At 46.5% G+C, this 22337-nt stretch carries 19 protein-coding genes; 1 reads left to right on the top strand and 18 read right to left on the bottom strand.

Going from position 1 to position 22337, the window contains the following annotated elements; genetic code table 11:
* Positions 1 to 48 precede the first annotated feature (48 nt).
* From J2Z66_RS20400 to J2Z66_RS20330, 15 genes are all read right to left on the bottom strand, one after another.
* The gene (locus J2Z66_RS20400) at positions 49 to 1359 is read right to left on the bottom strand and encodes a polysaccharide pyruvyl transferase family protein (protein WP_209973779.1); all 1311 of its coding nucleotides are present in this window, start codon (positions 1357 to 1359) and stop codon (positions 49 to 51) included.
* Positions 1335 to 3395, bottom strand: coding sequence for a DUF5693 family protein (locus tag J2Z66_RS20395; protein WP_446686405.1), 2061 nt, complete (start codon positions 3393 to 3395; stop codon positions 1335 to 1337). The genes J2Z66_RS20400 and J2Z66_RS20395 overlap by 25 nt, the downstream gene beginning before the upstream one ends.
* Positions 3388 to 5094, bottom strand: a complete 1707-nt coding sequence (locus J2Z66_RS20390) for a phospho-sugar mutase (protein ID WP_209973929.1) — start codon at positions 5092 to 5094, stop codon at positions 3388 to 3390. Before J2Z66_RS20390 ends, J2Z66_RS20395 begins: the two co-directional genes overlap by 8 nt.
* Positions 5095 to 5132: 38 nt before the next feature.
* The gene (gene fabZ / locus J2Z66_RS20385) at positions 5133 to 5564 is read right to left on the bottom strand and encodes a 3-hydroxyacyl-ACP dehydratase FabZ (RefSeq protein ID WP_209973775.1); all 432 of its coding nucleotides are present in this window, start codon (positions 5562 to 5564) and stop codon (positions 5133 to 5135) included.
* 168 nt (positions 5565 to 5732) lie between these two features.
* On the bottom strand, positions 5733 to 6269 hold the full coding sequence (locus tag J2Z66_RS20380) for a CDP-alcohol phosphatidyltransferase family protein (RefSeq protein ID WP_245375694.1): 537 nt from the start codon (positions 6267 to 6269) through the stop codon (positions 5733 to 5735).
* A gap of 81 nt (positions 6270 to 6350) precedes the next feature.
* Positions 6351 to 6650 (bottom strand): DNA-directed RNA polymerase subunit beta, encoded by a 300-nt coding sequence (locus J2Z66_RS20375; protein WP_209973771.1) that lies wholly within the window; start codon positions 6648 to 6650, stop codon positions 6351 to 6353.
* A 25-nt stretch (positions 6651 to 6675) separates the two neighbouring features.
* A complete protein-coding gene (locus J2Z66_RS20370; RefSeq protein WP_209973769.1) occupies positions 6676 to 7536 on the bottom strand; it encodes a flagellar hook-basal body protein in 861 nt (286 codons plus the stop codon).
* Positions 7537 to 7564: 28 nt separating this feature from the next.
* A complete protein-coding gene (locus J2Z66_RS20365) occupies positions 7565 to 8464 on the bottom strand; it encodes a flagellar hook-basal body protein (protein WP_209973767.1) in 900 nt (299 codons plus the stop codon).
* A 13-nt stretch (positions 8465 to 8477) separates the two neighbouring features.
* Positions 8478 to 9479, bottom strand: coding sequence for a rod shape-determining protein (locus J2Z66_RS20360; RefSeq protein WP_209973765.1), 1002 nt, complete (start codon positions 9477 to 9479; stop codon positions 8478 to 8480).
* 165 nt (positions 9480 to 9644) lie between these two features.
* Positions 9645 to 9935: a sporulation transcriptional regulator SpoIIID gene (gene spoIIID / locus J2Z66_RS20355; RefSeq protein ID WP_209973763.1), complete on the bottom strand. Its 291-nt coding sequence runs from the start codon at positions 9933 to 9935 to the stop codon at positions 9645 to 9647.
* Between the two features lie 186 nt (positions 9936 to 10121).
* The gene (locus J2Z66_RS20350; RefSeq protein WP_209973761.1) at positions 10122 to 10847 is read right to left on the bottom strand and encodes a M23 family metallopeptidase; all 726 of its coding nucleotides are present in this window, start codon (positions 10845 to 10847) and stop codon (positions 10122 to 10124) included.
* Positions 10848 to 10929: 82 nt separating this feature from the next.
* Entirely contained in the window at positions 10930 to 11997 is a 1068-nt protein-coding gene (gene spoIID, locus J2Z66_RS20345) for a stage II sporulation protein D (RefSeq protein WP_209973760.1), read from the bottom strand.
* A gap of 140 nt (positions 11998 to 12137) precedes the next feature.
* Complete coding sequence (gene murA, locus J2Z66_RS20340) at positions 12138 to 13457, bottom strand: UDP-N-acetylglucosamine 1-carboxyvinyltransferase (RefSeq protein WP_209973758.1); 1320 nt, start codon at positions 13455 to 13457, stop codon at positions 12138 to 12140.
* Between the two features lie 189 nt (positions 13458 to 13646).
* On the bottom strand, positions 13647 to 13895 hold the full coding sequence (locus J2Z66_RS20335; protein ID WP_209973756.1) for a DUF1146 family protein: 249 nt from the start codon (positions 13893 to 13895) through the stop codon (positions 13647 to 13649).
* 21 nt (positions 13896 to 13916) lie between these two features.
* A complete protein-coding gene (locus J2Z66_RS20330; protein WP_209973754.1) occupies positions 13917 to 16448 on the bottom strand; it encodes a S8 family peptidase in 2532 nt (843 codons plus the stop codon).
* 452 nt (positions 16449 to 16900) lie between these two features.
* On the opposite strand from J2Z66_RS20330, the gene J2Z66_RS20325 reads away from it, so the two are divergent.
* The gene (locus J2Z66_RS20325; RefSeq protein WP_209973752.1) at positions 16901 to 17203 is read left to right on the top strand and encodes a hypothetical protein; all 303 of its coding nucleotides are present in this window, start codon (positions 16901 to 16903) and stop codon (positions 17201 to 17203) included.
* Positions 17204 to 17313: 110 nt separating this feature from the next.
* Here J2Z66_RS20325 and J2Z66_RS20320 read toward each other — a convergent pair whose 3' ends face one another.
* Genes J2Z66_RS20320 through nuoL form a run of 3 tightly spaced genes read right to left on the bottom strand, consistent with a single transcriptional unit; the run spans position 17314 to position 22331 of the window.
* The gene (locus J2Z66_RS20320) at positions 17314 to 18801 is read right to left on the bottom strand and encodes an NADH-quinone oxidoreductase subunit N (protein ID WP_209973927.1); all 1488 of its coding nucleotides are present in this window, start codon (positions 18799 to 18801) and stop codon (positions 17314 to 17316) included.
* Positions 18802 to 18838: 37 nt separating this feature from the next.
* Complete coding sequence (locus J2Z66_RS20315; protein ID WP_209973750.1) at positions 18839 to 20464, bottom strand: complex I subunit 4 family protein; 1626 nt, start codon at positions 20462 to 20464, stop codon at positions 18839 to 18841.
* Positions 20454 to 22331 (bottom strand): NADH-quinone oxidoreductase subunit L, encoded by a 1878-nt coding sequence (gene nuoL / locus J2Z66_RS20310; RefSeq protein WP_209973749.1) that lies wholly within the window; start codon positions 22329 to 22331, stop codon positions 20454 to 20456. Before nuoL ends, J2Z66_RS20315 begins: the two co-directional genes overlap by 11 nt.
* Positions 22332 to 22337 lie beyond the last annotated feature (6 nt).

Below are 22337 nucleotides of genomic sequence, written 5' to 3'. Positions count from 1 at the left end.
CAAAATTTGTTCGGAAAACACTCCAAATATTCGTTAAGTTGAATCATTTTATTTCTGAAAAAAAGATAAAATCTGCTGGGCAGGGCGCTGCGCCTCTGCCTTGAGCTGCTCAATGACGGCCTTTTTATCGGCCGCCCACGCATCCCGGCCGTCCAGCAGGCTGACGGCCTCAGCGGTCAGGGCTGCCGCATCGAACTGCGTAGTCGATGCGGCAGCCTTCATCCCCAGCCTATGGAGGAACTGGTCGATCTTCGGATCGTACGAGATGCCTACCATAGGCACAAACTGCGAAGCTGCATAAATCAAAGCATGCAGCCTCATTCCAATGAGCAGGTCACAGTGTGCCACCTGCTCAAGCATATCCTGGGGATGGGCGATGCCTCGCATCATCTCCACCCGGTCCCCGTGATCCCCGCCCAAGCGGGAGATCACGTAGTCCGAGGCCACCTCATCCTCCGGGAGGTGGAAGGGCAGGAACCGCAGCCGCACATCGCGGGCTGCGAGCAGCAGTGTCAAGGACCGCGAGAGAGCTTCCAGCTCTGAGCGGTCCCGGTTCCAGAAGCGGACGGATACGCCGACCGTCCGCACACCCGCGGGCGCGCTTGAAGCGCCCACAGAGACAGCCCCGAGCAAGGGGCTGTCCGCAGCCGCTCTGGCAGCTCCTGATGCCCCACTTGCTCCTGATGCATTAGATGCACCGACTCCCCCTGATGTTTCGATTGCACCCGCTGCTCCTGACGCACCAGATACTCCAGTTACTCCCGATGCTTCAGTCAAACCAGACGCTCCTGATTCTCCAGAAGAGCTCGATGCACCAGAGCTCCGCAGCGGGAGGCCCATGACCGGGTCGGGCACAACCTGGGCGCGCTCCCGGGGGAAGCGCATCGAGGCCAGCAGGTCCGCGGATTCCACATCACGGACGGAAACATAGGCGCACCGCTTGAACACCGAGCGGATCCAGCCGTCAAACATGCGCCGATTCACAGGGCCAATGCCCTGCGAATAAATAAAAGTCGGCTTGCCAAGCCACTGAGCCAGCTTGAGAATGCCCAAATAGTAGGGAATCGACTTCGCGCTGGTCGCATCCTGCAGAAGGCTTCCGCCGCCGCTGATTAAGCCATCACTCTCCCGCAGTGCTTTGAGCACCTGCGGAAGCTTCATACGATGATATACCCTGACGCCGTACATTTGACGCGTTCGTTCAGGGTTCGCAGACAGGACGATCGGTTCGATCGTAATCCCCTGCTCTCTCCCCTGCTCCTTCAAAGCCAGCAGAATCGATTGAAGCACCGCCTCATCCCCGCTGTTATCAAAGCCGTAATAGCCTGAAAGAACTATCCTTTGAACTGAGGAGCCCATCGCTTCCAACTCCTCACCACAATTTCCCAGACGGCAATCATCACAAGACCCACGATGATTCCGAAAATAATGCCATACGAAATACGAATCCCCGAAATAGCCATTGGTGTATGGAGATGAGCAAAAGTATCCACAATCGATAATTGCCCGATGACGCCAATGAGCATCAGATAGACCGCATGCTTATAACGAATGGACAGATAAGCTCCAAGGAAGAAGAGCGGATGTGCAAATAAGAACTCTTTGATCCTCGGTCTTACGCCCAGCGTATTCTCCAGGAAGGAACGGAACAGCTTTTCAAAAGCAGGAGCTTGTCCTTCATTGCCTGTACGGGATAAATAATAGTATCCCGCAGCAACGGCAATACCAACCAGCACCAGCCATAAAACCCGAATATTCGAAGAAAGTATGGCTTTGAGCTTCTGCAGCTTCTGCGTATAAGTGGAATCATCACTGAAGAGCAAGAGATAGATCGCCACAATAGCAATTGGCAGCAAATGCAGCAAACCAACGCCTCTAAACTGCTCTAGCACCAAGAAGTACGTAATCTGATTCAGCAGTACTATAACGTAGACCACACCGATCATTGAAATCGCGGAAGTCTTAATAATTTGCAAAAGCGCAAAAGCGATGCCTGACCGCCACCTTGCCGCCTTTCCTTGAATCACTGAACGAATAGCAAGCATAACAGCAATACTAGGTGCGCTAATAGCGGCGCCTAATGCCAACCCTTGGGCATATAAGCTTCCAGACAAAGTATGGAGACCAACAGCTCCAACCAAGCCTATAACAAACACTAGCAAAGCCACTTGCGGGAAAAAGTAAGAAATAAGAAGTGTAATTAAGCTTACACTACCTACTAATATAAAGAATCTGGCTACCTTTTGCCAGCTTGACTCTTTGACCAGGAAGGCTTCCGCCTGACCGGTAGTAAATCCAGCCTTTTCGATTCGAGGAATCGCACCATCCTTGCCATTCAAGCTTGCATATAGAGCATTTAGCGGGTTCACAATAGCCGCTCTGTCTAAACTTTTTAAAGGCTTGGCATTAAGGAAGACCATCCGGATATTACGATCCTTTACAGCCAGAACCAGGCGGTCTGCTGCAGCTTGAATACGCTGCTCCAGTTCTTCCTTCTTCAGGTTCTCCATCAGCTTTTCGCCGTCTCTCTCCATATAGGAATGAAGCCGGACAACATCGAAATTCGTCTCTTTGGCCAGTGTATTGAAGCCCTTCTGTGGCTGCTTAAGCATTTCAATGGCTGCTAGCCCCATACCGTACTTATGAAGAAGCTCCGCCATTTTATCCAGATTTTCGCTGGTGTCCTCCTCGGTATACCCTGGAACTGAATCACCATCGACGATAATTTTTTTAACCCCAAAGCTGTAAAGATGCTTCAAAAGAGCATCCATCTGATTGGGTACAAAGGCTCTGCGGTTCGATAAACGGACTACGATTTGAAACCCTTGTTCCTTCAACATGCTTAGTGTGATAGGGTCCGGATCCATAGGCTTGAGGGACGCCTCATCCATGATCATCTCAATAATCAAGCCTGCTTGATTTTTGAAGCTCCATGGCCGTGTACGAACCTGCAAATCTGCAAAGGTCTTTTCGATAAGCGGCTGCAGCTGCAGCCTGGCTTGTGCGTCACTAAATAAAATATAGGTAAAGTTTTCGTTAGGAAGCCCTATGGTTTGCGTCAAGGCTACTGCTTCACGAGAGTTGTACATCTCAATGAGCCGGCTCTGCCTTAATTCTGATAATGTCGCTTCATAGACTGCTAATGAGCCTATTCCTGCTTCTTTCATCGCCACGAGCTGTTTTTTTACGAAATCCTGCGGACTTGTTTGAAGATCAGCGATGTCCAGCAAATCGCGGTAATCAAACACAAACTCCACCTGTTTGGCGGAAGTTTCTGTCTCATATCTGGTATAAACCAGCGGCAGAGAGCAAAGCATGCCGATGATAACTAACCACCATAAAGCTTTTCGCAATAATTTATTCCACGATGTGTACCTTTGAATCAAGCTATTCACTCCCTTGTCCATCTATACGGCTGAGGACATCTTGAACGATATCATTTAACTGCTCAGCTGCCTGCGAAGCGGAAGTGCCCTGGACAGCGAAATAAAATTTAATTTTCGGTTCCGTGCCAGATGGTCGAAGACAAAACCAAGAGCCGTTTTCCAGCTTGAATTTAAGCACATTCTCATGAGGAAGCCCATGAATCCCCTTGGAGTAATCCTCGATTTCCAGCACCCGTTTGCCATGGATCTGCTCAGGCGGATTTGTTCTCCAGCTTTCCATAATCCGGCCGATTTGCTCGACGCCATCCTTGCCCTTCAGCGTTCTTGATTCCAGCCTTTCCAAAAAATACCCAAAGGATTCATAAAGCTCCTGAAGCACATCATATAAAGTTTTTCCTTGCGTTTTATAATAAGCGGCAGCTTCGCAAATGAGCATAGACGCGATTACAGCATCTTTGTCCCTAGCATAGTCGCCTGCCAGATAACCATAGCTTTCCTCATATCCAAATAAGAACTGATGCTCGCCTGTTTGCTCGTATTCAGTCATTTTCTCGCCGATATATTTAAATCCGGTTAATGTATTCAGCGTTGGAACCCCATAATGATTGGCGATTACAGCCCCCATCTCGCTGGTTACAATGGTCTTAATAACGACCCCATTGCCCGGCAGTGTCCCCCGCTCCTGCATGCTATGTAACAGGTAATTCACCATAATCGCTCCCGATTGATTCCCAGTCAGAACGATATAGTCACCATTAGCATCCTTGACAACTGCGCCCATGCGGTCGCAATCCGGATCCGTTCCGATTATGATATCCGCATCCCAGGCTTCGGCCTGCTTGATGGCAAGGGTGAAGGCTTCCTTTTCCTCCGGATTAGGCGACTTGACTGTAGAGAACCGTGAGTCTGGCAGCTCTTGCTCCGGGACTACCTGCACCTGGTCAAAGCCGACGGCTTGCAGGGCATCGCGCACAGGAACATTACCCGCTCCATGGAGGGGTGTATAGACGATCCGGAAATCGCCGCTAATTTGACGTACGATATCGGAATTTTGGCTTACGGAGGCCACAGCTGCTGTATATTTAATGTCAATTTCCTCGCCGATCCACTCCAGCAAGCCGCTGGCCTCAGCCTCTTCCCGGCCAAGCTTCTTCACTTTGTTAAACGAATCTACTGCGCCTACCAGAGCAATAACCTGTCCTGCTGCCTCTGGTACCAGCTGTCCGCCATCGGAGCCGTAAACCTTGTAGCCATTATATTCAGGAGGATTATGGCTTGCCGTTACAACCACACCTGCTGACGCACCAAGGTAACGCACTGCAAAAGATAGCTCTGGAGTCGGTCTAAGAGCTTTGAATACATAAGCCTTTACCCCATTGCCGGCAAAAACCAAGGCAGATTCCAAAGCAAATTCAGGTGACATGTTCCGGGAATCATATGCAATAACAATAGAAGGAGAAGCTGCACCCGTCTGCAGCACATATTCTGCAAGTCCCTGACTGGCCCGCCCTACGGTGTACACATTAATCCGGTTCGTACCAGCACCGATCACGCCCCTTAATCCCCCTGTTCCAAACTCCAGGTCCTTATAGAAACGATCTTCTATTTCCTTGGCGCTCCCCCCGATTGCACGAAGCTCTTCCTTGGTTGTAGGGTCAATTGCGGGATCATCCAGCCATAATTGATACTCCGTTTGTACGCGGCTCATCGACATTAAGATTTCAGCTCCTTCTAATCTACTTTTCTCTACTTCGGATCCGTTAGGGCGAACATCAGCTCACCTTCACAAACTATACGATCCCCTACCTTTGCGACTGCCCGGCCTTTGCCGATTATCCCTTTTATACGTGTAATGGTCATTTCTAAGGTGAGCGTGTCTCCTGGTACAACCTGACCACGGATACGTACATCGTCAATACCGGCGAACAAGGCAATTTTACCGCGGTTAGCTTCCTTTTTTAAAATAGCGACGGCTCCCACTTGAGCCAAGGCTTCGATCACTAACACACCGGGCATCACCGGGAATCCCGGGAAATGTCCCGTAAAAAAAGGTTCATTCATCGTCACATTTTTAATGCCAACAGCCCTTACCCCTTCTTCCACTTCAAGAATGCGGTCGATGAGTAAAAACGGAGGGCGATGCGGAATAATCTCTTGAATTTGATTAATATCTAGCATTCATATAAACTCCTTCCCGGATACCTGTATAAAAACAATGAAATTGACTTAAACTAGTCATATCCCTTCATGACTGCAGAAGTGAAGGTTGATATAAGGGAGTGTAAGTATGGGCAATCAATATTTGATATGCTTATACTTATGCTCTTTTTTGCTTTTTTTGCTCTTTTATATTTTAGAATTCGAGCCTGTACCTGCCTTATTGGCATTTAATAAAGCAAATTGAATGATGTAGATCACAGAGACTATAAATGAAATAACAATAACAAACCATAAATAGGTAGTGGCAAAAGAAAGCTCAAATACAATAAATAAAATAGCCACATAGTACAGCACGGTCGTAAGCTTGCCTAACATATTGGCTGGAACCGTCCGCTTCCCTCGGAAATGGAAAAAAGCCGAACCGATAATCATGCCAATATCTCGAATAAAAATAGCCGCCGCCGCTTGCCACGGTATCATGCCCGAGATCAATAAGGAGATCATTACAGCAAGCATCATTGTCTTATCCGCCAGCGGATCCAGCATGATGCCCAGCGGCGTAATTAATCCCCGTGACCTGGCCCAATAACCATCGAGAATATCCGTTAAGCCCGCCACAACCAGAATTAAAAAAGCGGTCTTTGGATAACCTTCAAAAAAAACGACCAGATAGACAGGTATAAGAACAAATCGGCTTAGTGTCAGCAAGTTCGGAACATTCAAGCGTTTTCCTCTCCTCAAGAGAACCTTCATTTATTATAAACGTTCTGCCAGCAAAAATAAAACTCCCTTACGGGAGCCGATTTAATTCGCAAATACTAGATCAAATAAGTGCTTCCATGTCTTAAATTCGAACATCTCGGATGTCGGCTGATGGCCCACCTTCACATAACCAATCCAAAGTCCGATAGCTAAAGCGACTAAGCACAGGAAGGGCACACGAATAAATTTAAGGATAGCTAAAATAATCGCCAGCCATAACGGTCTGGTTTTTTTCTTATTTTTTTTTGCGGTTGTCTTTTTTGCAGTTGTTTGATTGGTGGCCGTTTTACTGGCCGTTGTTTTGTTTACAGTTGCTTCTGTTGAACTTTGCTTTTCAGACATCGGGTTATTTCCTCACTTTCCCCTGTTAGCCACGCAAATTATTGGCTAAATTCATCATTGTATCCGAGGAAGTAACTGCACGAGAACTGAGTTGGAAAGCTCGCTGCACCATAACAAGATCCGTCATTTCATCAGCCATATTCACATTAGACTGCTCCAGGTATCCCTGCATAACCTCCACGCGATCTGCCCCATCCATTGGATTCCCATTTACATTTTGCAGGACGTTTTGGATATCACCGATATCCGCAGGCAGTGTATATAAGTTATTCCCCAATTCTTGAAGAAGCTGCGGGCGCACAACACGCACTAGCTTGATTTGTCCTACATTTATTGGCGGTGCACTATGATTAATTTCGCTATAAGCGAATATATTGCCGTTCTGGTCAATCTCAGGGCGGTAATTTTTAGGAATTCTAACCGGTGCTCCGTTGGTGTTGACCAGATAATGTCCATCTTCTGTATTTAGCGTCATGCTTCCCTGGTTGTCCGGACTTAGGTGCAGAGCCCCGTTTCTCGTCCATGCAGTTTGGAAAGCCTGGTTTCCATTGGCATCCGTAGTGGGGATCGCTAATTCAAACAAGCCATCACCCTGAATGGCCAAATCCGTTATATTGCCGGTGGATTGGATAGGGCCCTGGGACATGTTTATCTGTGTTTGGACAAGCCTTGATCCCCAGCCCTGATTAAATCCAAGGGGGGATAAGCGTCCTTGCTGACGGAAGCCCTGCGGCTGGTTCTTAATGTTAGTCAGAACGTCCTCGAAGGAAGCCTCCTTCTTCTTAAAGCCGTTCGTATTGGAATTAGCCATATTATTCGCCAGAATATCCAGCTTCTGCTGTAAAGCATGCATGGATACCGATGAATTGATCATCGAATTGTTCATTGGAACCTCCTACAACGTTATGCAGTTTTTACACTCTGCCTACTTCGTTCACTGCTTTTTCCAAGCTTTTATCGTAAAATTGAATGACTTTTTGGTTAGCTTCATAAGCACGAAGCGCAGACATCATGTCAACCATGGACTGGGCTGAATCTACATTGGAACGTTCTACGAAGCCTTGACGAACCTCTACCTGATCACCTTGGCCAAGAGCCGTGACGGAAGCCTCGTCTCCAGGATTAATTCGATAAAGTCCATTGCCTTCACGCAATAGAAGGTTTGGATTTTCGACCCTTGAAATCAATAATCCCAGGGGTTGTCCCGCTGCATTAAGAATAGGGGCACCTTGAGCGTTTAGGAAATTGCCTTTATCTGTAACCTGGATATTACGTATAGGAAGTCCCGTTACCTGATCTACGAGTATGAGGGGTTGTCCATCTCTACCCAAAACGATATTGCCTTCCGAATTCACAAGCGTTCCGGCAGCATCTACAGAAAATTTCCCGTTCAGTGAGTAACGCTGTTCTCCTTCTGCATTTTCTACCGTAAAGAGTGCTTGCGGCTGAAAGATCCAATTGCCGTCCAGATCCACGAATTTTCCTGTTGCATCAAAGGTAGCTCCCGGAACCTGAATATTGGAAACCAACGCGAAGTCATAAGGATTATCTGTTGCCTGTAAATCTCCCTGTGTATGGATGGAGATATTTTCTTCGGCGAACACGCCCGTATTCATTCTGCCAATTGGCGTCGAAACCGGGCTGTCTTGTCCGCCACGAATACGTGAAATTAACATCTCGGGGAACGACCGGGACAATGAATTGCCTTGTTTAAAGCCGGGAGAATTTATATTGGCAATATTATTTGTGATTGTATCATGCTTGCGCTGCTGAGTAATCATGCCCGCCGCTGCAGTGTATAACCCTCTTATCATCGTATCATCGCCTTTACATCAGCTTTCGCTTATTCATTTTATCCAAATGGTCGAGCATGATGCCGGTTCCTTTAACAACACAATGCATCGGATCTTCTGCAATAAGGACAGGCACCTTCAGCTCGTCCGCAAGAAGCTGATCCAAACCGTGCAGCAATGCGCCACCGCCAGTCAAAATAACCCCTCTATCAATAATATCGGCTGACAGCTCAGGTGGTGTATGCTCCAAGACGCTCTTGGCAGCTGTTACGATCGAAGATACAGAATCCCACAGCGCTTCCTGAATTTCATTGGAATGGATAGTTATCGTTAGCGGGAGCCCGGAAACCATATCCCTGCCGCGAATATCCATCTCTTCGTAGCGACCGTGCGGATAGACGGTACCGATTCTGATCTTGATATCCTCACTCGTACGCTCTCCGATAAGCAGCTTGTATTTATTTTTGATATATTTAGTAATGGCCGTATCGAACGTATCGCCGGCAACTTTAATCGAAGAGGAGGTCACGATGTCGCCCATGGATAGCACAGCAACATCTGTGGTCCCTCCGCCAATATCCACTACCATGTTGCCGCTAGGCTGATAAATGTCCATTCCGGCACCAATAGCAGCCGCTTTCGGCTCCTCTTCCAGAAATACTTCCCTGGCACCACTGCGCTCGGCAGCTTCCCTGATAGCCTTCTGCTCGACAGAGGTGATATTGGTTGGCGCGCAGATTAAGATCCTCGGATGAGAATACCATTTCTTGCCGCCAACCTTGGCGATGAAATGCTTCAACATCAACTCAGTAATTTCAAAGTCAGCAATGACACCATCTCTCAGCGGACGAATTGCGACGATATTACCGGGAGTACGACCCACCATACGGTGGGCCTCGTTTCCGACAGCAAGCACGCGTTTCGTGTCGCTTTCAATAGCAACCACGGAAGGCTCATCGAGCACAACACCGCGTCCTTTAACATGAATGAGCACATTTGCAGTGCCGAGATCTATTCCAATATCCTTGCTTAACATTTCTGAATAATCCTCCCTAAATCAATCGTCCATCCCTTATAGAAATCGGCGCCTCGTATATATGGTTTAATTATAAGCTAAATTCGCTATAAATGCATGAATTCCTCTTTTTTTTGCGCATTTTTCGACAAATGAGTCAAACCATAGGGAATAAGGCGCGGATACTTAGGACTTCACAGAGACAAGGGCTTCAACAGGCTTGGGATATTTCGTTTTGCGGTATTTAATCTTCGTCGCCTCTCCTCCCCGCAGGTGTCGAATGGATTTGTGATATTCCAAAATGTGCTTCACCTGATTAGCCAGGTCCGGATTGATTTCCGGCAGTCTCTCCGTCAAGTCCTTATGCACGGTGCTCTTAGAAACGCCAAATTCCTTAGCAATGGTGCGAACCGTGTTCTTGGTCTCGACGATACAGGTTCCAATTTTAATGGTTCGCTCTTTGATGTAATCGTGCAATCCCCTCGCCTCCCTACTCAAGATAGTTTGGTACATTATATGAGGGGCAGGACTATATATTCTACGTAGCCAAGCCTGACAAGCTGAATTCGTACATTTATTTTGGAAAAAGCCCTAAAACGGTGCTTAAAACAAAAAAGCAGTGGGCAAATTTCCCCATCTGCTTATGATATTGCCCGGCTTTGCCTATAGCTCGCCAAGCAGCGTTTCAGGATTTATGGCGGCACCATCTATGCCTTGACGGACTTCAAAATGAAGATGGACGCCTTCTCCCTTTTCCAGCTCATTACGGCCAGCCTTGGCGATAATATCGCCCTGCTTCACTTCAGCGTCTTTTGCAACCGTAACATCTGATAAGCTCTGATACACGGTAACCAATCCATTACTGTGCGTGATCTCTACCAAATAGCCAACAACGGGATTTTGTTCTACGGCTGTCACTTTGCCGCTGAGGGCCGCAAGAACGTCAAATGCTTCTCCATCATTCTTTTTGAAATCGACACCTACATGAGGAGTCAGCGTATCGCCATACTCGATCATTGCAGCTTGTCTCACTTCATTCGTAGCATTACTATCATAGAAAGGTAGGGAAACTAGCACTTCTGTATGGTCCTCAAAAGGCCGCTGCATAGTCTCTGGCTGTGCTTGTACGGCTAATGCATCCGGTGCAGGAGAAGCTACAGCACCATCTGTTACCTTGAGTCCAAGATCCTCTTCGCTAATCGCTTTTCTACCAACATCCTGATAGACCCACATGAAGGTTAAGATAATTGCCGCTGCTGCGATGTAGGTCGCGGGAAATACCCATTTTTTAGCGAGCAACCTCTTCCATGGGGATGTGACGCCTTGTGCTCCTTGAACAGTTTTAGGAGCATCTTCCTTTGTTTGTAACTCTGGTTTTTGATTATTCATGGTTATCACCTCAATAACCATTCTTGACACTTTTGGATGTTTTATACTTGTTCAATAGAGATATTTTTATAGAATTTCCGCTTTATTTCATAGCTAGTATCTCGGAGGCCTGAACGATGGATATTCCGGTATAATAGTATTTGACAATATCAGCGGCCGTCCTGCCTTCTTTAGCCATTCCTTGAGCTCCCCATTGACTCATGCCTACCCCATGTCCATATCCGTATGTAGTTATTTCCAGCTGGGACCCCTTCCACTTCCAATTAAATTGAGAGGAAGCCAGACCCAGCTTCTCTCTGATTTCCCGGCCTGTGAAGGTTTTGCCACCAACTCTTATTTTCATAATTCTATGGCCTGCGGACTGTTCAATAATGCTAATCCCCATGGTACTACCCTTTTTAGAGGAAATACTAGAAAGACCCAGCTTCTGCAGAAGTGTTGAGTAGCTAAAAGTAACTGTATCCTCAAATCGGGGGGAGAGCTTCTTATCCCAAGGGCTTGGAACACTTCTTAAATAAGGGACCTTATCCGGCCAGTAGTCCTCTGAATTTTCTGTATAACCGTTACTCGTAGAAAAAAAGGTAGCATTAATCGGTTTATTGTCATAGGTGAGGATAAGCCCCCTCGTTTCTTCCACAGCCCGGTTAATCTTGGCCATATTGGCCTCCTTAGTGCTGTTATCCCATTTGCTTTTGAGATCGTCCTCATTGATGTAAGCCTGGTGTACAACCGTATCAGTAACCCAAGCATCACGAGTAGGTACTTCGCTGAAATCCTGATCGGTGATCCTCCTAAGCATATAGGTTCTTGCCGCCATAGCCTGGGCTTTCAAAGCTTCCAGCTCAAAAGCTATTGGCATTTCTGCAGCAAGAACGCCACGCACATATTCCTCGAGCGGTACTGTTTCAACAACTTCCTTTTTACTCAAATATACAGGTATCATAAGCTGCTTCTCGGCAACAGCGGCCTTAGTCGTTAAAACTCCGGCTGCTATTGCTTCTGGTGTGGCTAACGGAATCAGGGAGGTTTCGGTTGGAATCTTCTTGACTAGTATTCCAGGAATTATAATAGTAACGATGATTAGTGCCGACAACCAAAAAGCCACCCAGTAAACAACCCTTGGCGTAGAGCCACTCTTCCATTTGTACATATCCTTTATACCTCCATCATTTGTTCAAACCGAATCTCCTACTAGGAAGTCAGGTTATGAACATTTTATGAGGGGGTTTAGTAGAATAGAACAAAAAGAAGAGCCGATATCCGTCAGGAGATCAGCTCTGTAAATACTTATTAAGCTAGTGTAGGCTGTGCCGTGAAGAAGCCAACCTCTGGCAGCTCCTGTTCCACTTCCTGCGGTGTGAGTCTGTAAATATCCGCTCCAAGCTGGCGAAGAACAGCTGCAATATTCACATAGCCCCGGTCAATATGGTGAGTTCCGGTAATTTCCGTCTCCCCATCTGCCACTAGAGCCGCTAAGATCAATGCAGCGCCTGCCCGTAGATCTGTAGCGCAAACCTTAGCACCCTTCAGTCTGGAGTTGCCACTGATTACTGCAGTTCTTCCATCAACCTTAATCTGAGCGTTCATATTCGTAAACTCGTCTACGTGCATGAAGCGATTCTCAAATACGGTCTCCGTAACAAGGCTCGTTCCGTCAGCAACCATCAAAAGCGCCATCATCTGAGATTGCATGTCTGTTGGAAAGCCAGGATACGGCAGCGTTTTAACATCAACCGCTCTTAAAGGCCGATCTGCTATAACACGAATGCCATTCTCGTCTTCATCAACAGATACGCCCATTTCCTGCAGCTTAGAGATCACAGGGCGAAGATGATCGCCGATGGCATTTTCTATATACAAATTGCTTCCGGTAATAGCTGCGGCAATCATGTATGTACCCGCTTCAACGCGATCTGGAATAACCGTATGTGAAACCCCACATAATTTCTCTACGCCTTCGATTCGAATAACACCCGTGCCTGCTCCCCGCACAACGGCACCCATAGCATTTAAATAATTGGCCAAATCAACGATTTCCGGTTCTTTTGCGGCGTTCTCAATAATGGTGGTTCCTTCAGCTAGCGTGGCCGCCATCATAATATTCTCCGTAGCACCTACGCTCGCTACGTCTAAATAGATCTTAGCTCCTTTAAGTCGTCCCTTAACCCTAGCCTCAATGTACCCCTGCCCCAGATCGATCTCAGCACCCATGGCTTCAAAGCCCTTCAAATGCTGGTCAATAGGCCTGGTTCCGATTGCACAGCCTCCAGGAAGCGAAATACGGGCCTGCCCCAGCCTTGCAAGCAGCGGTCCCATAACTAAAAATGAAGCTCTCATCTTACGTACAAGCTCATAGGAAGCTTCGCACGTATTAATCTTATGCGCCCGAACCCGTATCACTTCATTTTTAAATTCAATCTCAATGCCCAAGCTTTCCAAAACCTGATTAATGACGAACACGTCGTCAAGGGGAGGTGCGTCATAAATGATGCTTTCTCCTTCAGACCCTAGAATAGAGGCTGCAATAATAGGAAGTACGGCGTTCTTGGCTCCGTTTATCTTTACCTTACCAGCTAGCTTTCGGCCACCGCGGACGATAATTTTGCTCATCTTGTTCCCTCCGCGAACTCATTTTGAATGCACCTGTTTACGTACATTTCCTTAGTTTATCACTACAGCTCAATGAGAACAATATCCGCTTTTCAAGCGGTCACAATAACATTCGGATGATTATTCCATTTTAGAACCGTATAAGATTCATTGTTGACAAGAAATGTGTGCATTATTCGATAATATACCCTAAAATATTTGATTTAAGCCTACAGAAAAGTTCAAATACTGAATAAAAAAACTGGCTACTAAATGACCTAAGGCTATAGAAAGCAAAATTTGAAGCATGATGGCCGGTGCACTTTTTGGCCTCTTAAGCAGCACATCAAAACGAAATTCCTGAAGTGCCCACCAAGAAAGGGCTATGCATAATAAGTAAATCGCAATATTGATAATAACGCTATAGGATGCACCTGTAGCTACCGGCAAGTCCATCATCGGCTGCTTTTCCCCTTTTCATTAACGATTCAGCACCTTCTGCAGCATAGTAACGAATTCCGCCCGGGTCGCATGTTTCTCGGGTTGAAACGACCCATCCTTATACCCGTTAATCCATCCTTCTGACCTCATCTGTTTCAGAACACTGATTCCCCAGTAATCCTCCTTAACATCAATAAAAGGTGAATTTCCGCTTTGTGTCCCCTTCATATTCATACTTCTCGCCAGCATACTAACCATTTCCATTCGGGTTAAAACCCGGTCAGGCTGGAACGAACCATCTGGGTAGCCTTCCACTAATCCCGCCTGTTCAGCCTTGGCTATATAGGGGTAGGACCAGTGCTTCGGACCAAGGTCGGTATAGCTGAGCTCCCTCTGCTTTGTCAAATTAAGAGCCTTGACGAGCACAGTTGCCGCCTCCGCTCTCGTAATGGATCGATCAGGGGCAAACCGGAAATTACCATATCCGCTAATCCAGCCTTTGCTTGTAAGTTCAACAATGGCATCTGAAGCCCAGTGCTCGTTAATATCTATATACCCACTTTTTAGCGAATAGACACCTATTTGAAGATGATACATTTGATTCACAAAAAATCGGTCAGGCTTCAGCTTTAAATAATAAGTGCCCGCGGCCAGCTTTTGATCAACACGAATAGAAGATTGCCCTGATTTATTCTTGTAGGCGGCTAGCTCTTTCAAGCTGCTGTCGTACAGAGCCACACCAAGCCTGCGGCTCGTAGGGATATCACGAAAACTCATCTGTACAAGACTTTCTTTGTCGATACGGAACTCAAACCAATCCACATCTTCATTATTGTGAAAAACGCCCTTATAGTCGGAAAACCAGCCTAAGTAGGTTGCTTGATAGGGCTTGTCATTCGGTTCGTTGGGATCTAAAAGTTTAGGAGAAAATTCAATAGAAAGCGTATATTCCCCAGTGACAGCATTGGTATAATCCTTTATGTTGCTAATACGAATGTAGTATTCACCCGGCAGCACGCTCATTTCCGAAGTAATCTCCGTTGCGCCTTCCCCTACCTCATCGATGGTAATCGATTTTTCCCCTTTTTTCTGAAAAAGAATGACTGGATCGATTCTGGCCGTATCCACAGAAACCTTAATCCGCATCGTCCCGGATTGCTCCAAAGACAGCTGGAACCAGTCCTGATCATCCTTTTGATGAAAAGTTCCCCTGATGGTTTGAGTTCTTCCTGGCAAAACAAAAGCTTTAAATTGCTTGTCATTATCTTCAAACGGATCGCGGTAAATATGAAATTCAGAAAGCATGGAATACGCGGCAGGCGTTTTTCTTAGAAGATCTGCCGGTTGAAGCTGAAGAGAGGTTGTGCCTTTTTTGACAAACAGGGTTATCTTGTTTCCTTTGCCTAGGGTGTAAGCTGCTTCTTTACCAGCTATCCCGGAATTGGTCCGGAGCGTTATGTTGGATTGGTCCGTTGAACGGATTGTAATGTCTACTGTTCCATCATAGGGACTCTCAAGTGTGTACCAGTCCTGATCCTTTCCAGAGCTTAATGTGGCATGAATGAGGGATTGCACAGGGATTTTGGCAGCTTGTTCCTTGCGGTCATTAGGTTCGAAGCGGTCGTCACTAACTGGCATTGTCAAAGCTAAATCTGCCCGCAGAAAGCCATAGCCTGTTTGCGGATTCCAACCAGAAGCATTCAGCTTCTCGGTCGTTTGCAGCAAATGACTCCGCAGCTGAATAGCTGTCATTTGCGGATATTTACTTAACAGCAGCGCAGCGACACCTGCTACCTGAGGAGCCGACATGGAGGTTCCATCCTTGTATTCATACCCACCACCCAGCTTCGTTGTAAAAACATCCCAAGGCGCAACCAAATCAATCTCTGAGCCAAAATTGGACCGTTCATCGGCAAGCTTGGCTGAAGTAACTCCTCCAACTGCAAGCACGCTTGGATAAGCCGCGGGGTATTTAACGCTGTTTCCCTCATTGCCCACAGCAGCTACCAAAAGAACATTGTGATCTTCGGCATATTGAACCGTTGCAGCAAGCTCAATCGGATTCTTATTCAGACCTAAAGAGAGCACCACAATATCCGCGCCATGGTCGACCGCATAGCGAATTCCTTCCCCGAGCTTCGATTCACCACCCGAACCATCAGATTCCAAAGCCTTAATCGGCATGATCTTCACATTTGGTGCTATACCCGCTATCCCTTTATCGTTGTTCATCGATGCGGCTATGACCCCTGCCACATTCGTACCATGTCCGTTATCATCCAAGGGCTTGGCGCCCGAATTAATAAGATTAATTCCTGCTACGAAATTACCGACTAGATCAGGATGAGTAAGATCCACCCCTGTATCAACAACTGCCACCACAACCGACTTCTTAGAATCCCCTGCCGCCGCCCAGGCTTTATCTATATGAATAAGGTCCAGATAGCTTTGCTTGACACGCATGGGATCAGTAGATGCCGGAATAGCCGCATCCGCATAGCTCGAAACCCCTGCAAATTCCATTAGTAGTAGTATAATAGCAGCAAGCAGCAAATTTTTTATGTGCTTCATGGGCATAAGTCCTTCTGTGTCAATAGAATAGTCCGTCTTACATAAATTCTGTACTTTACACGCATATCCCTGCCTCTTAAGTAGAAAAAGGACGAAAGACCTAGACTTGATCCATTAAAAGGATAAGAAACGCTTGCTCAGCATACCAATTAGTGTATGTTGTTAATCGGTCCTGAATGCTGGTTAAAGTAAATGAACATTCATTAAAAAATCTGAATTTTCTTCCTACTTTCTTATTATAGAAGAATTATATTTAAGGAACCATCTAAAGCAACAATCAAATGTGGATATAATGTGTTTTTTCACGTGGAACATTTATGAATCTGCAAGAAACCCTTCTTGAGCGTCCTTTGAGGAAGCGTTTCATTACGTGGGTGCATGAGGGGAGGAAAAGGCTGTGGGCTCCAACCGCTGTTAAAGATTTGTTCCCTTGAATGAAATGAATGTGGAGGTTGGAACAAATCTTTAAAGGCGGACGCTATCGCTTTTCCACCCACAGCCTTTCCCTCTCTTTAGCTGCAATCGCACGAGACCAAGCTCAAAAGGACAGCCAACAAGGGTGTTTCTCTTGGTTGGTGGAGATTTCCTGTGGGGCAAAAGCGCTGGGGATAAAGAACGGCATCTGCCGCGTGCACGATCTCCCAAAATTCAAACGGACTGCCTCCAGACGTCTTTTCCTGATGCAAAGGGATAGTGACTACAATGAGCATTGGACTTCCTTTCAGCTTTCTAGCTTTCATGATCCAAATTTATGAATTTATAAATACTCCATCACTTTATCACCTGTAAGCATTTGGGATTTTCTAATATATGCAGAAAACCCCCTTTCCATCTCTGATGGAAAGGGGGTTTTCATGCTTTCATTTTAGCTGCTATGAATCATTAGATCTCCTAAAAAGCTGAATACTTTTTCAATATATTCAAGTATGACCTGAGGGAAGAATCCCATGGCCACTCCTACGATCGCGCACAGCCAAGCAGTAATGCCCAGAGGCAATGGGACCCGTACATCCGCTGATTCCTCACTGCTGCGCATGAACATTTGACGAACTACTCCAAAGTAGTAATAGAACGACACGACACTCGTTCCAATCATTAATGCGCCAAGCCAATATTTCTGCGTCCCCATTGTACCGAGGATAATGTACACCTTACCGAAGAAGCCACCTGTAACCGGTATGCCCGCAAGAGACAGAACAATAAGTACCATGGCTACTGCAGTGTAGGGAGCGCGATAATAAAGGCCTGAGAACCCGCGAATTTCCTGATGTCCAGTGGATTGCTCCACGATCATCAAAACAGCAAATGCTCCGATATTCATAAAGAGATAAGCAACAAGATAATAAGTAAACTCTGAGAAATTGCTGAAATGAATCAATGAAAAGTGAGTGCTGATCGGGACCAACAGGTAACCCGCATTGGCAATTCCCGAATAAGCAAGCAGCCTTTTCATATTGGTTTGCCTCAAAGCTATAAAATTACCTGTTACCATGGCGGCTGCTGCCAGCACGGACAGAGTCAGGAATACATCATGCTGAATCTGACTGCTGGCGCCAAAATCAGAGAAGGCGAACAGCACATAGAACATGCGGAACAATATAGCGAAGCCCGCAGCCTTGGATACAACTGCCAGAAACGCAGTTACTGGAGTTGAGGCGCCTTGATAAACGTCAGGAGCCCAGCTGTGAAATGGTGCCGCGGCGATTTTAAAACCAAACCCTGCCAGCAGTAAGAAGAAGGATACGTAGATGAGAGGCTGGAATGAATCCATCCCGCTCACTAGCGCAGACCCTATCTGCCCCAAATTCGTAGTTCCTGCAATCCCGTAGAGAAAGGACATTCCGTATAAAATAAGCGCAGAGGAGATCCCGCCCATAACGAGATATTTAAATGCACCCTCGTTGGATTTCTTACTCATTTTATTCATGGCCACAAGCAAGTAGGAAGTTATACTTAGCAATTCCAGACCGACATACAATGTCATGAGGTCTCCGGAAGAAGCTACGATCATACCACCTAAGGTTGCAGGCAGCAGCAGGTAGTAATACTCGCCGATATGTGGAATTTCATCCTTGCGGATGGAACCCAAACTCATAAAAATGACAAGTCCCGTGCCCGTAAGCAAAATAAGCTTGATCAGGTTGCCAAAATCGTCGACCCGATAACTATGGTTCAGCAGTTCAATTGGCTCTGCTGGATTGAGCTGGGCGATGACCAGGGCTGCTGTGGCAATAATGCCGACAAGAGACAGCCAGCCTATCAAAGATCTACTCACCGTTTTCGGAAGAAAGAGATCAATCAGAGAAAGAAGAATCGCCGTCCCGATCAAAGTAATCTCAGGAAGAAGATGCATCAAGTCTGCAGCATGGAGTCGAAGCTGTTCCACCGATCTAACCCCCTATCTTCCCGGCTAATATGCTTTGGATCATTTGATCAAAGCCGCCTATCGTTTGTTGTAAAGGTTGGCTTAGCACACTTGGGTAAACACCCAGCAGAAGAATAAACGCAACCAGCGTAATCATCGGTATAGCTTCAATAAGTCTTGCATCCTTCATGCCTTGCAAACGTTCTGGAATCGGTCCGTAGGTTATTTTCAGAACCCCTCTCAACACATACACGGCTGTAAGGATAATCCCTAGCGTTCCGACAATTGCATAAATTTTTAATGTGTCAAACAGTCCCAGGAAAGCTAGAAATTCACCGACAAAGCCTGAAAGCCCGGGAAGTCCTAAGGATGCCATACCCGCTACTAACAGTATTCCGCTTATAAAAGGCACCGCCGAAGCCAAGCCGCCGAGCTTATCCAGCATGGTGCTCCCAGTCCGCTCATAAATGATGCCAACAAGTAAAAACATCAGGGCAGAGATAAGTCCGTGGGAGATTAATTGGAACACAGCTCCCTGCATGCCTGCCAAATTAAATGCCGCAAGCCCGAGAAGGACTATACCCATATGACTGATACTTGAGTAAGCTAACACCAGCTTGAAATCCTTCTGAACGAACGCCAGAATGGCTCCGTACAAAATATTGATAACTCCCAGCAGGGCAAGCACCCAAGCCCAATGCTTGGCCTCTTCCGGAAAGAAGAGAATGCCGAACCGGATGAGCCCATACGCTCCCATTTTCAACAAAATACCGGAATGGATCATAACGACTGAAGGTGGAGCTTCCGTGTGAACCTTGAGCATCCAGGTATGAAACGGGAAAATCGGCAGCTTGATGCCGAATGCCACCAGAAGCATAATAAACAGCGCCCATTTCATGCCGCTTTGCAAGTAGAACGGATTTTCTGCGGCCATTTGGTTCACATAGGAATTGGGATCCTGAAATAGATTATATGCAATCTGTTGAATGTCCCCGCTGTAATACACTTCAAGCGAAGTTTCTGACGGTATTTGAGTAAATCCGGCTGTGGTTACCAAGATCAGAAAGGCAATCAGCATAATAGCCGAGCCGAGCCCGTTATAGATCAGAAAACGATTTGCCGCTTTTTCTTTGTCCATGTATCCCCATATGCCAATAAGGAAAAACATCGGAACAAGCGTGATTTCAAAAAAGAGGAAGAACAGGAACAGATCCTGCGCCATAAATACGCCGAACATGCCCACCTCTAGCAAAAGAAACAAGATAAAGTAAGTTTTCCAGCGTTTCTTGATATATACGGAGGCAAGAGCCGCCATACTTGAGATCAAGGCTGTCAAGAAAACAAGCGGAAGTGAAAGTCCGTCTACGGCCATTGTGTATTTAAATTCAAAGAACAAGGTCGTAACTTGTTGGATGCCCTCATGACTTAGCGGCACCTTGATCCAATCCAACTGTTCCTTGTATTGAATCGGACTGGCTTGATACTGGTAATCCACGTAAAGCCATGCGGCGAGCAGCAAGGGAATAAAGGTTGTCGCAATCCCTATTATTTTAATTAATTTTCCTTGATCCTTGCGAATGAAAAGGAGGATCAGTACCCCTAGCAAAGGAGAGAAGGCGATAAGACTTAAGATAGGCAACTTATCCAACATGTATGAACCTCCTTCCTGCTAAGGCCAGCGCCAGAATCAATAGGCCAAGCAGGGTAATCAAGCCATACGTTTGCAGCTGCCCGTTCTGTAGACGAGAACCGACACGGCCAAGACCAACAACGGTGTATGTCGCTAGACGAACAAGACCATCAATGATATAGATGTCAATGAACTCCAGAATAAGACCCAGGCCACGCAATGGCTTGACGATAATCCAATGGTACAGCTCATCAATGAAATATTTGCGGTTCAGAAGCGTGTAAAGACCGGGAATCCGGCTGGATATAATATCTCTGGGAATAGACTGCTTGCGGTAAATCAAGTAACCAAGTCCGATACCAAGCAAGCCTACGAGCGTAGAAATAATCATAACTGGCCAATTCGCCGTTTCTTCATGAACCTCTCCTGTTAACCAGCCACCGAGCCAGGCATTGAATGGCGTGTTGACAAAACCAGCCACAACAGCCAGGACAGCAAGCACAATTAAAGGTATTGTCATGGAAGACGGGGATTCATGCGCTTCATGCTTGGATTTGCTTGGGCCCATGAATACTAGGAAAAACAATCTTGCCATATAGAATGCAGTGAAGAAAGCCGCAACGATACCAACCCAGAATAACAAAGGCTGATGCTCAAAAGCTTCGGCTAAAATCGCATCCTTCGACCAGAAGCCTGAAAAAGGTGGGATTCCCGATAAAGCAAGCGCTCCGATCCCGAAGGTCCAAGTCGTTATTTTCATCTTGCGGGATAGGCCGCCCATTTCATTAATATCCTGGGTATGAACAGCATGGATTACGCTGCCCGCTCCAAGAAACAGCAGCGCCTTGAAAAATGCATGCGTGAACAAATGGAAAACACCTGAAGTATAGGAAAGTCCAATTCCTATAGCCATCACCATATAACCGAGTTGACTGACAGTAGAATAAGCAAGAATCCGTTTAATATCATTCTGTGCAATAGCTATTGTCGCGGCGAAAATCGCCGTAAAGCCACCCACATAGGCAACCACCATAAGCGCATCAGGGGAAGCGTAGAAGATGTCGTAGGTTCTCGCAAGCAGATATACCCCTGCCGCTACCATTGTCGCCGCATGAATAAGCGCACTGATTGGAGTCGGACCTTCCATAGCGTCAGGCAGCCAGCTGTGCAGCGGAAATTGCCCGGATTTACCGATAGCTCCAATAAAGATAAGGATAGCAATCCAGGTAATAATGCCAGGTGCGATCTCTCCGGAAATCACAGCATTATGTATAGAGCTGAAATCAAGTGCGTGCCCAGGCATATACCAGAACAGCAGGAGGATACCGATGAACAAGCCCACATCCCCGATACGGGTCATGATAAAAGCTTTCTTGGCAGCTGCTCTTGCCTCTGGCTTTTGATACCAAAAACCGATAAGCAGGAAGGAACAAACCCCAACAAGCTCCCAAAAGATATAAAGCTGCAGCATATTCTCAGAAATTACAAGACCAAGCATGGAGAATGAGAACAGGGCAATATAACCGAAAAATACATGAATCCGCTCATCATTTTTCATATAGCCTTTGGAATATAAGTTAACAAGCAAGCTCACCAGGGTGACAATGACCAGCATCAGTGAGTTCAAATTGGTAACCTCAAAGCCCATGTTCAGCGTTACATCGCCGATTTTCAGCCATTCCAGCTGATTCCACGTATAATCCTCGACGCTTCCGCCCATTCTTTCGATAAAAATCAATAGAGCTAATACAAAAGAAGCAAACATAGCTACGATACCGATATAAATGCCAAGCTCTTTCATTTGGCGTCCCATTGCTGTAAGCGCTAGAAAAGCGAGTAGCGGAAACAGGGGAATGAGCCATGCGTATTGCGAGAAATCCGATACCATGTCCTT

The organism is Paenibacillus eucommiae, assembly GCF_017874215.1.
Classification (GTDB): domain Bacteria; phylum Bacillota; class Bacilli; order Paenibacillales; family NBRC-103111; genus Paenibacillus_AI; species Paenibacillus_AI eucommiae.
Note: the sequence above shows the minus strand (reverse complement) of the source record. Positions and strands in the feature narration are given on the sequence as shown.

Excerpts from the sequence above, each read along its gene's own strand:
- J2Z66_RS20365 (WP_209973767.1), bottom strand. The coding sequence starts at position 8,464 with ATGATAAGAGGGTTATACACTGCAGCGGCGGGCATGATTACTCAGCAG.
- J2Z66_RS20350 (WP_209973761.1), bottom strand. The coding sequence starts at position 10,847 with ATGAATAATCAAAAACCAGAGTTACAAACAAAGGAAGATGCTCCTAAA.
- J2Z66_RS20400 (WP_209973779.1), bottom strand. The coding sequence starts at position 1,359 with ATGGGCTCCTCAGTTCAAAGGATAGTTCTTTCAGGCTATTACGGCTTT.
- fabZ (WP_209973775.1), bottom strand. The coding sequence starts at position 5,564 with ATGCTAGATATTAATCAAATTCAAGAGATTATTCCGCATCGCCCTCCG.
- J2Z66_RS20335 (WP_209973756.1), bottom strand. The coding sequence starts at position 13,895 with ATGATGGACTTGCCGGTAGCTACAGGTGCATCCTATAGCGTTATTATC.
- J2Z66_RS20390 (WP_209973929.1), bottom strand. The coding sequence starts at position 5,094 with ATGAGCCGCGTACAAACGGAGTATCAATTATGGCTGGATGATCCCGCA.
- J2Z66_RS20330 (WP_209973754.1), bottom strand. The coding sequence starts at position 16,448 with ATGAAGCACATAAAAAATTTGCTGCTTGCTGCTATTATACTACTACTA.
- J2Z66_RS20370 (WP_209973769.1), bottom strand. The coding sequence starts at position 7,536 with ATGAACAATTCGATGATCAATTCATCGGTATCCATGCATGCTTTACAG.
- murA (WP_209973758.1), bottom strand. The coding sequence starts at position 13,457 with ATGAGCAAAATTATCGTCCGCGGTGGCCGAAAGCTAGCTGGTAAGGTA.
- spoIID (WP_209973760.1), bottom strand. The coding sequence starts at position 11,997 with ATGTACAAATGGAAGAGTGGCTCTACGCCAAGGGTTGTTTACTGGGTG.
- J2Z66_RS20315 (WP_209973750.1), bottom strand. The coding sequence starts at position 20,464 with ATGTTGGATAAGTTGCCTATCTTAAGTCTTATCGCCTTCTCTCCTTTG.
- J2Z66_RS20375 (WP_209973771.1), bottom strand. The coding sequence starts at position 6,650 with ATGTCTGAAAAGCAAAGTTCAACAGAAGCAACTGTAAACAAAACAACG.
- J2Z66_RS20360 (WP_209973765.1), bottom strand. The coding sequence starts at position 9,479 with ATGTTAAGCAAGGATATTGGAATAGATCTCGGCACTGCAAATGTGCTC.
- J2Z66_RS20320 (WP_209973927.1), bottom strand. The coding sequence starts at position 18,801 with ATGCATCTTCTTCCTGAGATTACTTTGATCGGGACGGCGATTCTTCTT.
- nuoL (WP_209973749.1), bottom strand. The coding sequence starts at position 22,331 with ATGGTATCGGATTTCTCGCAATACGCATGGCTCATTCCCCTGTTTCCG.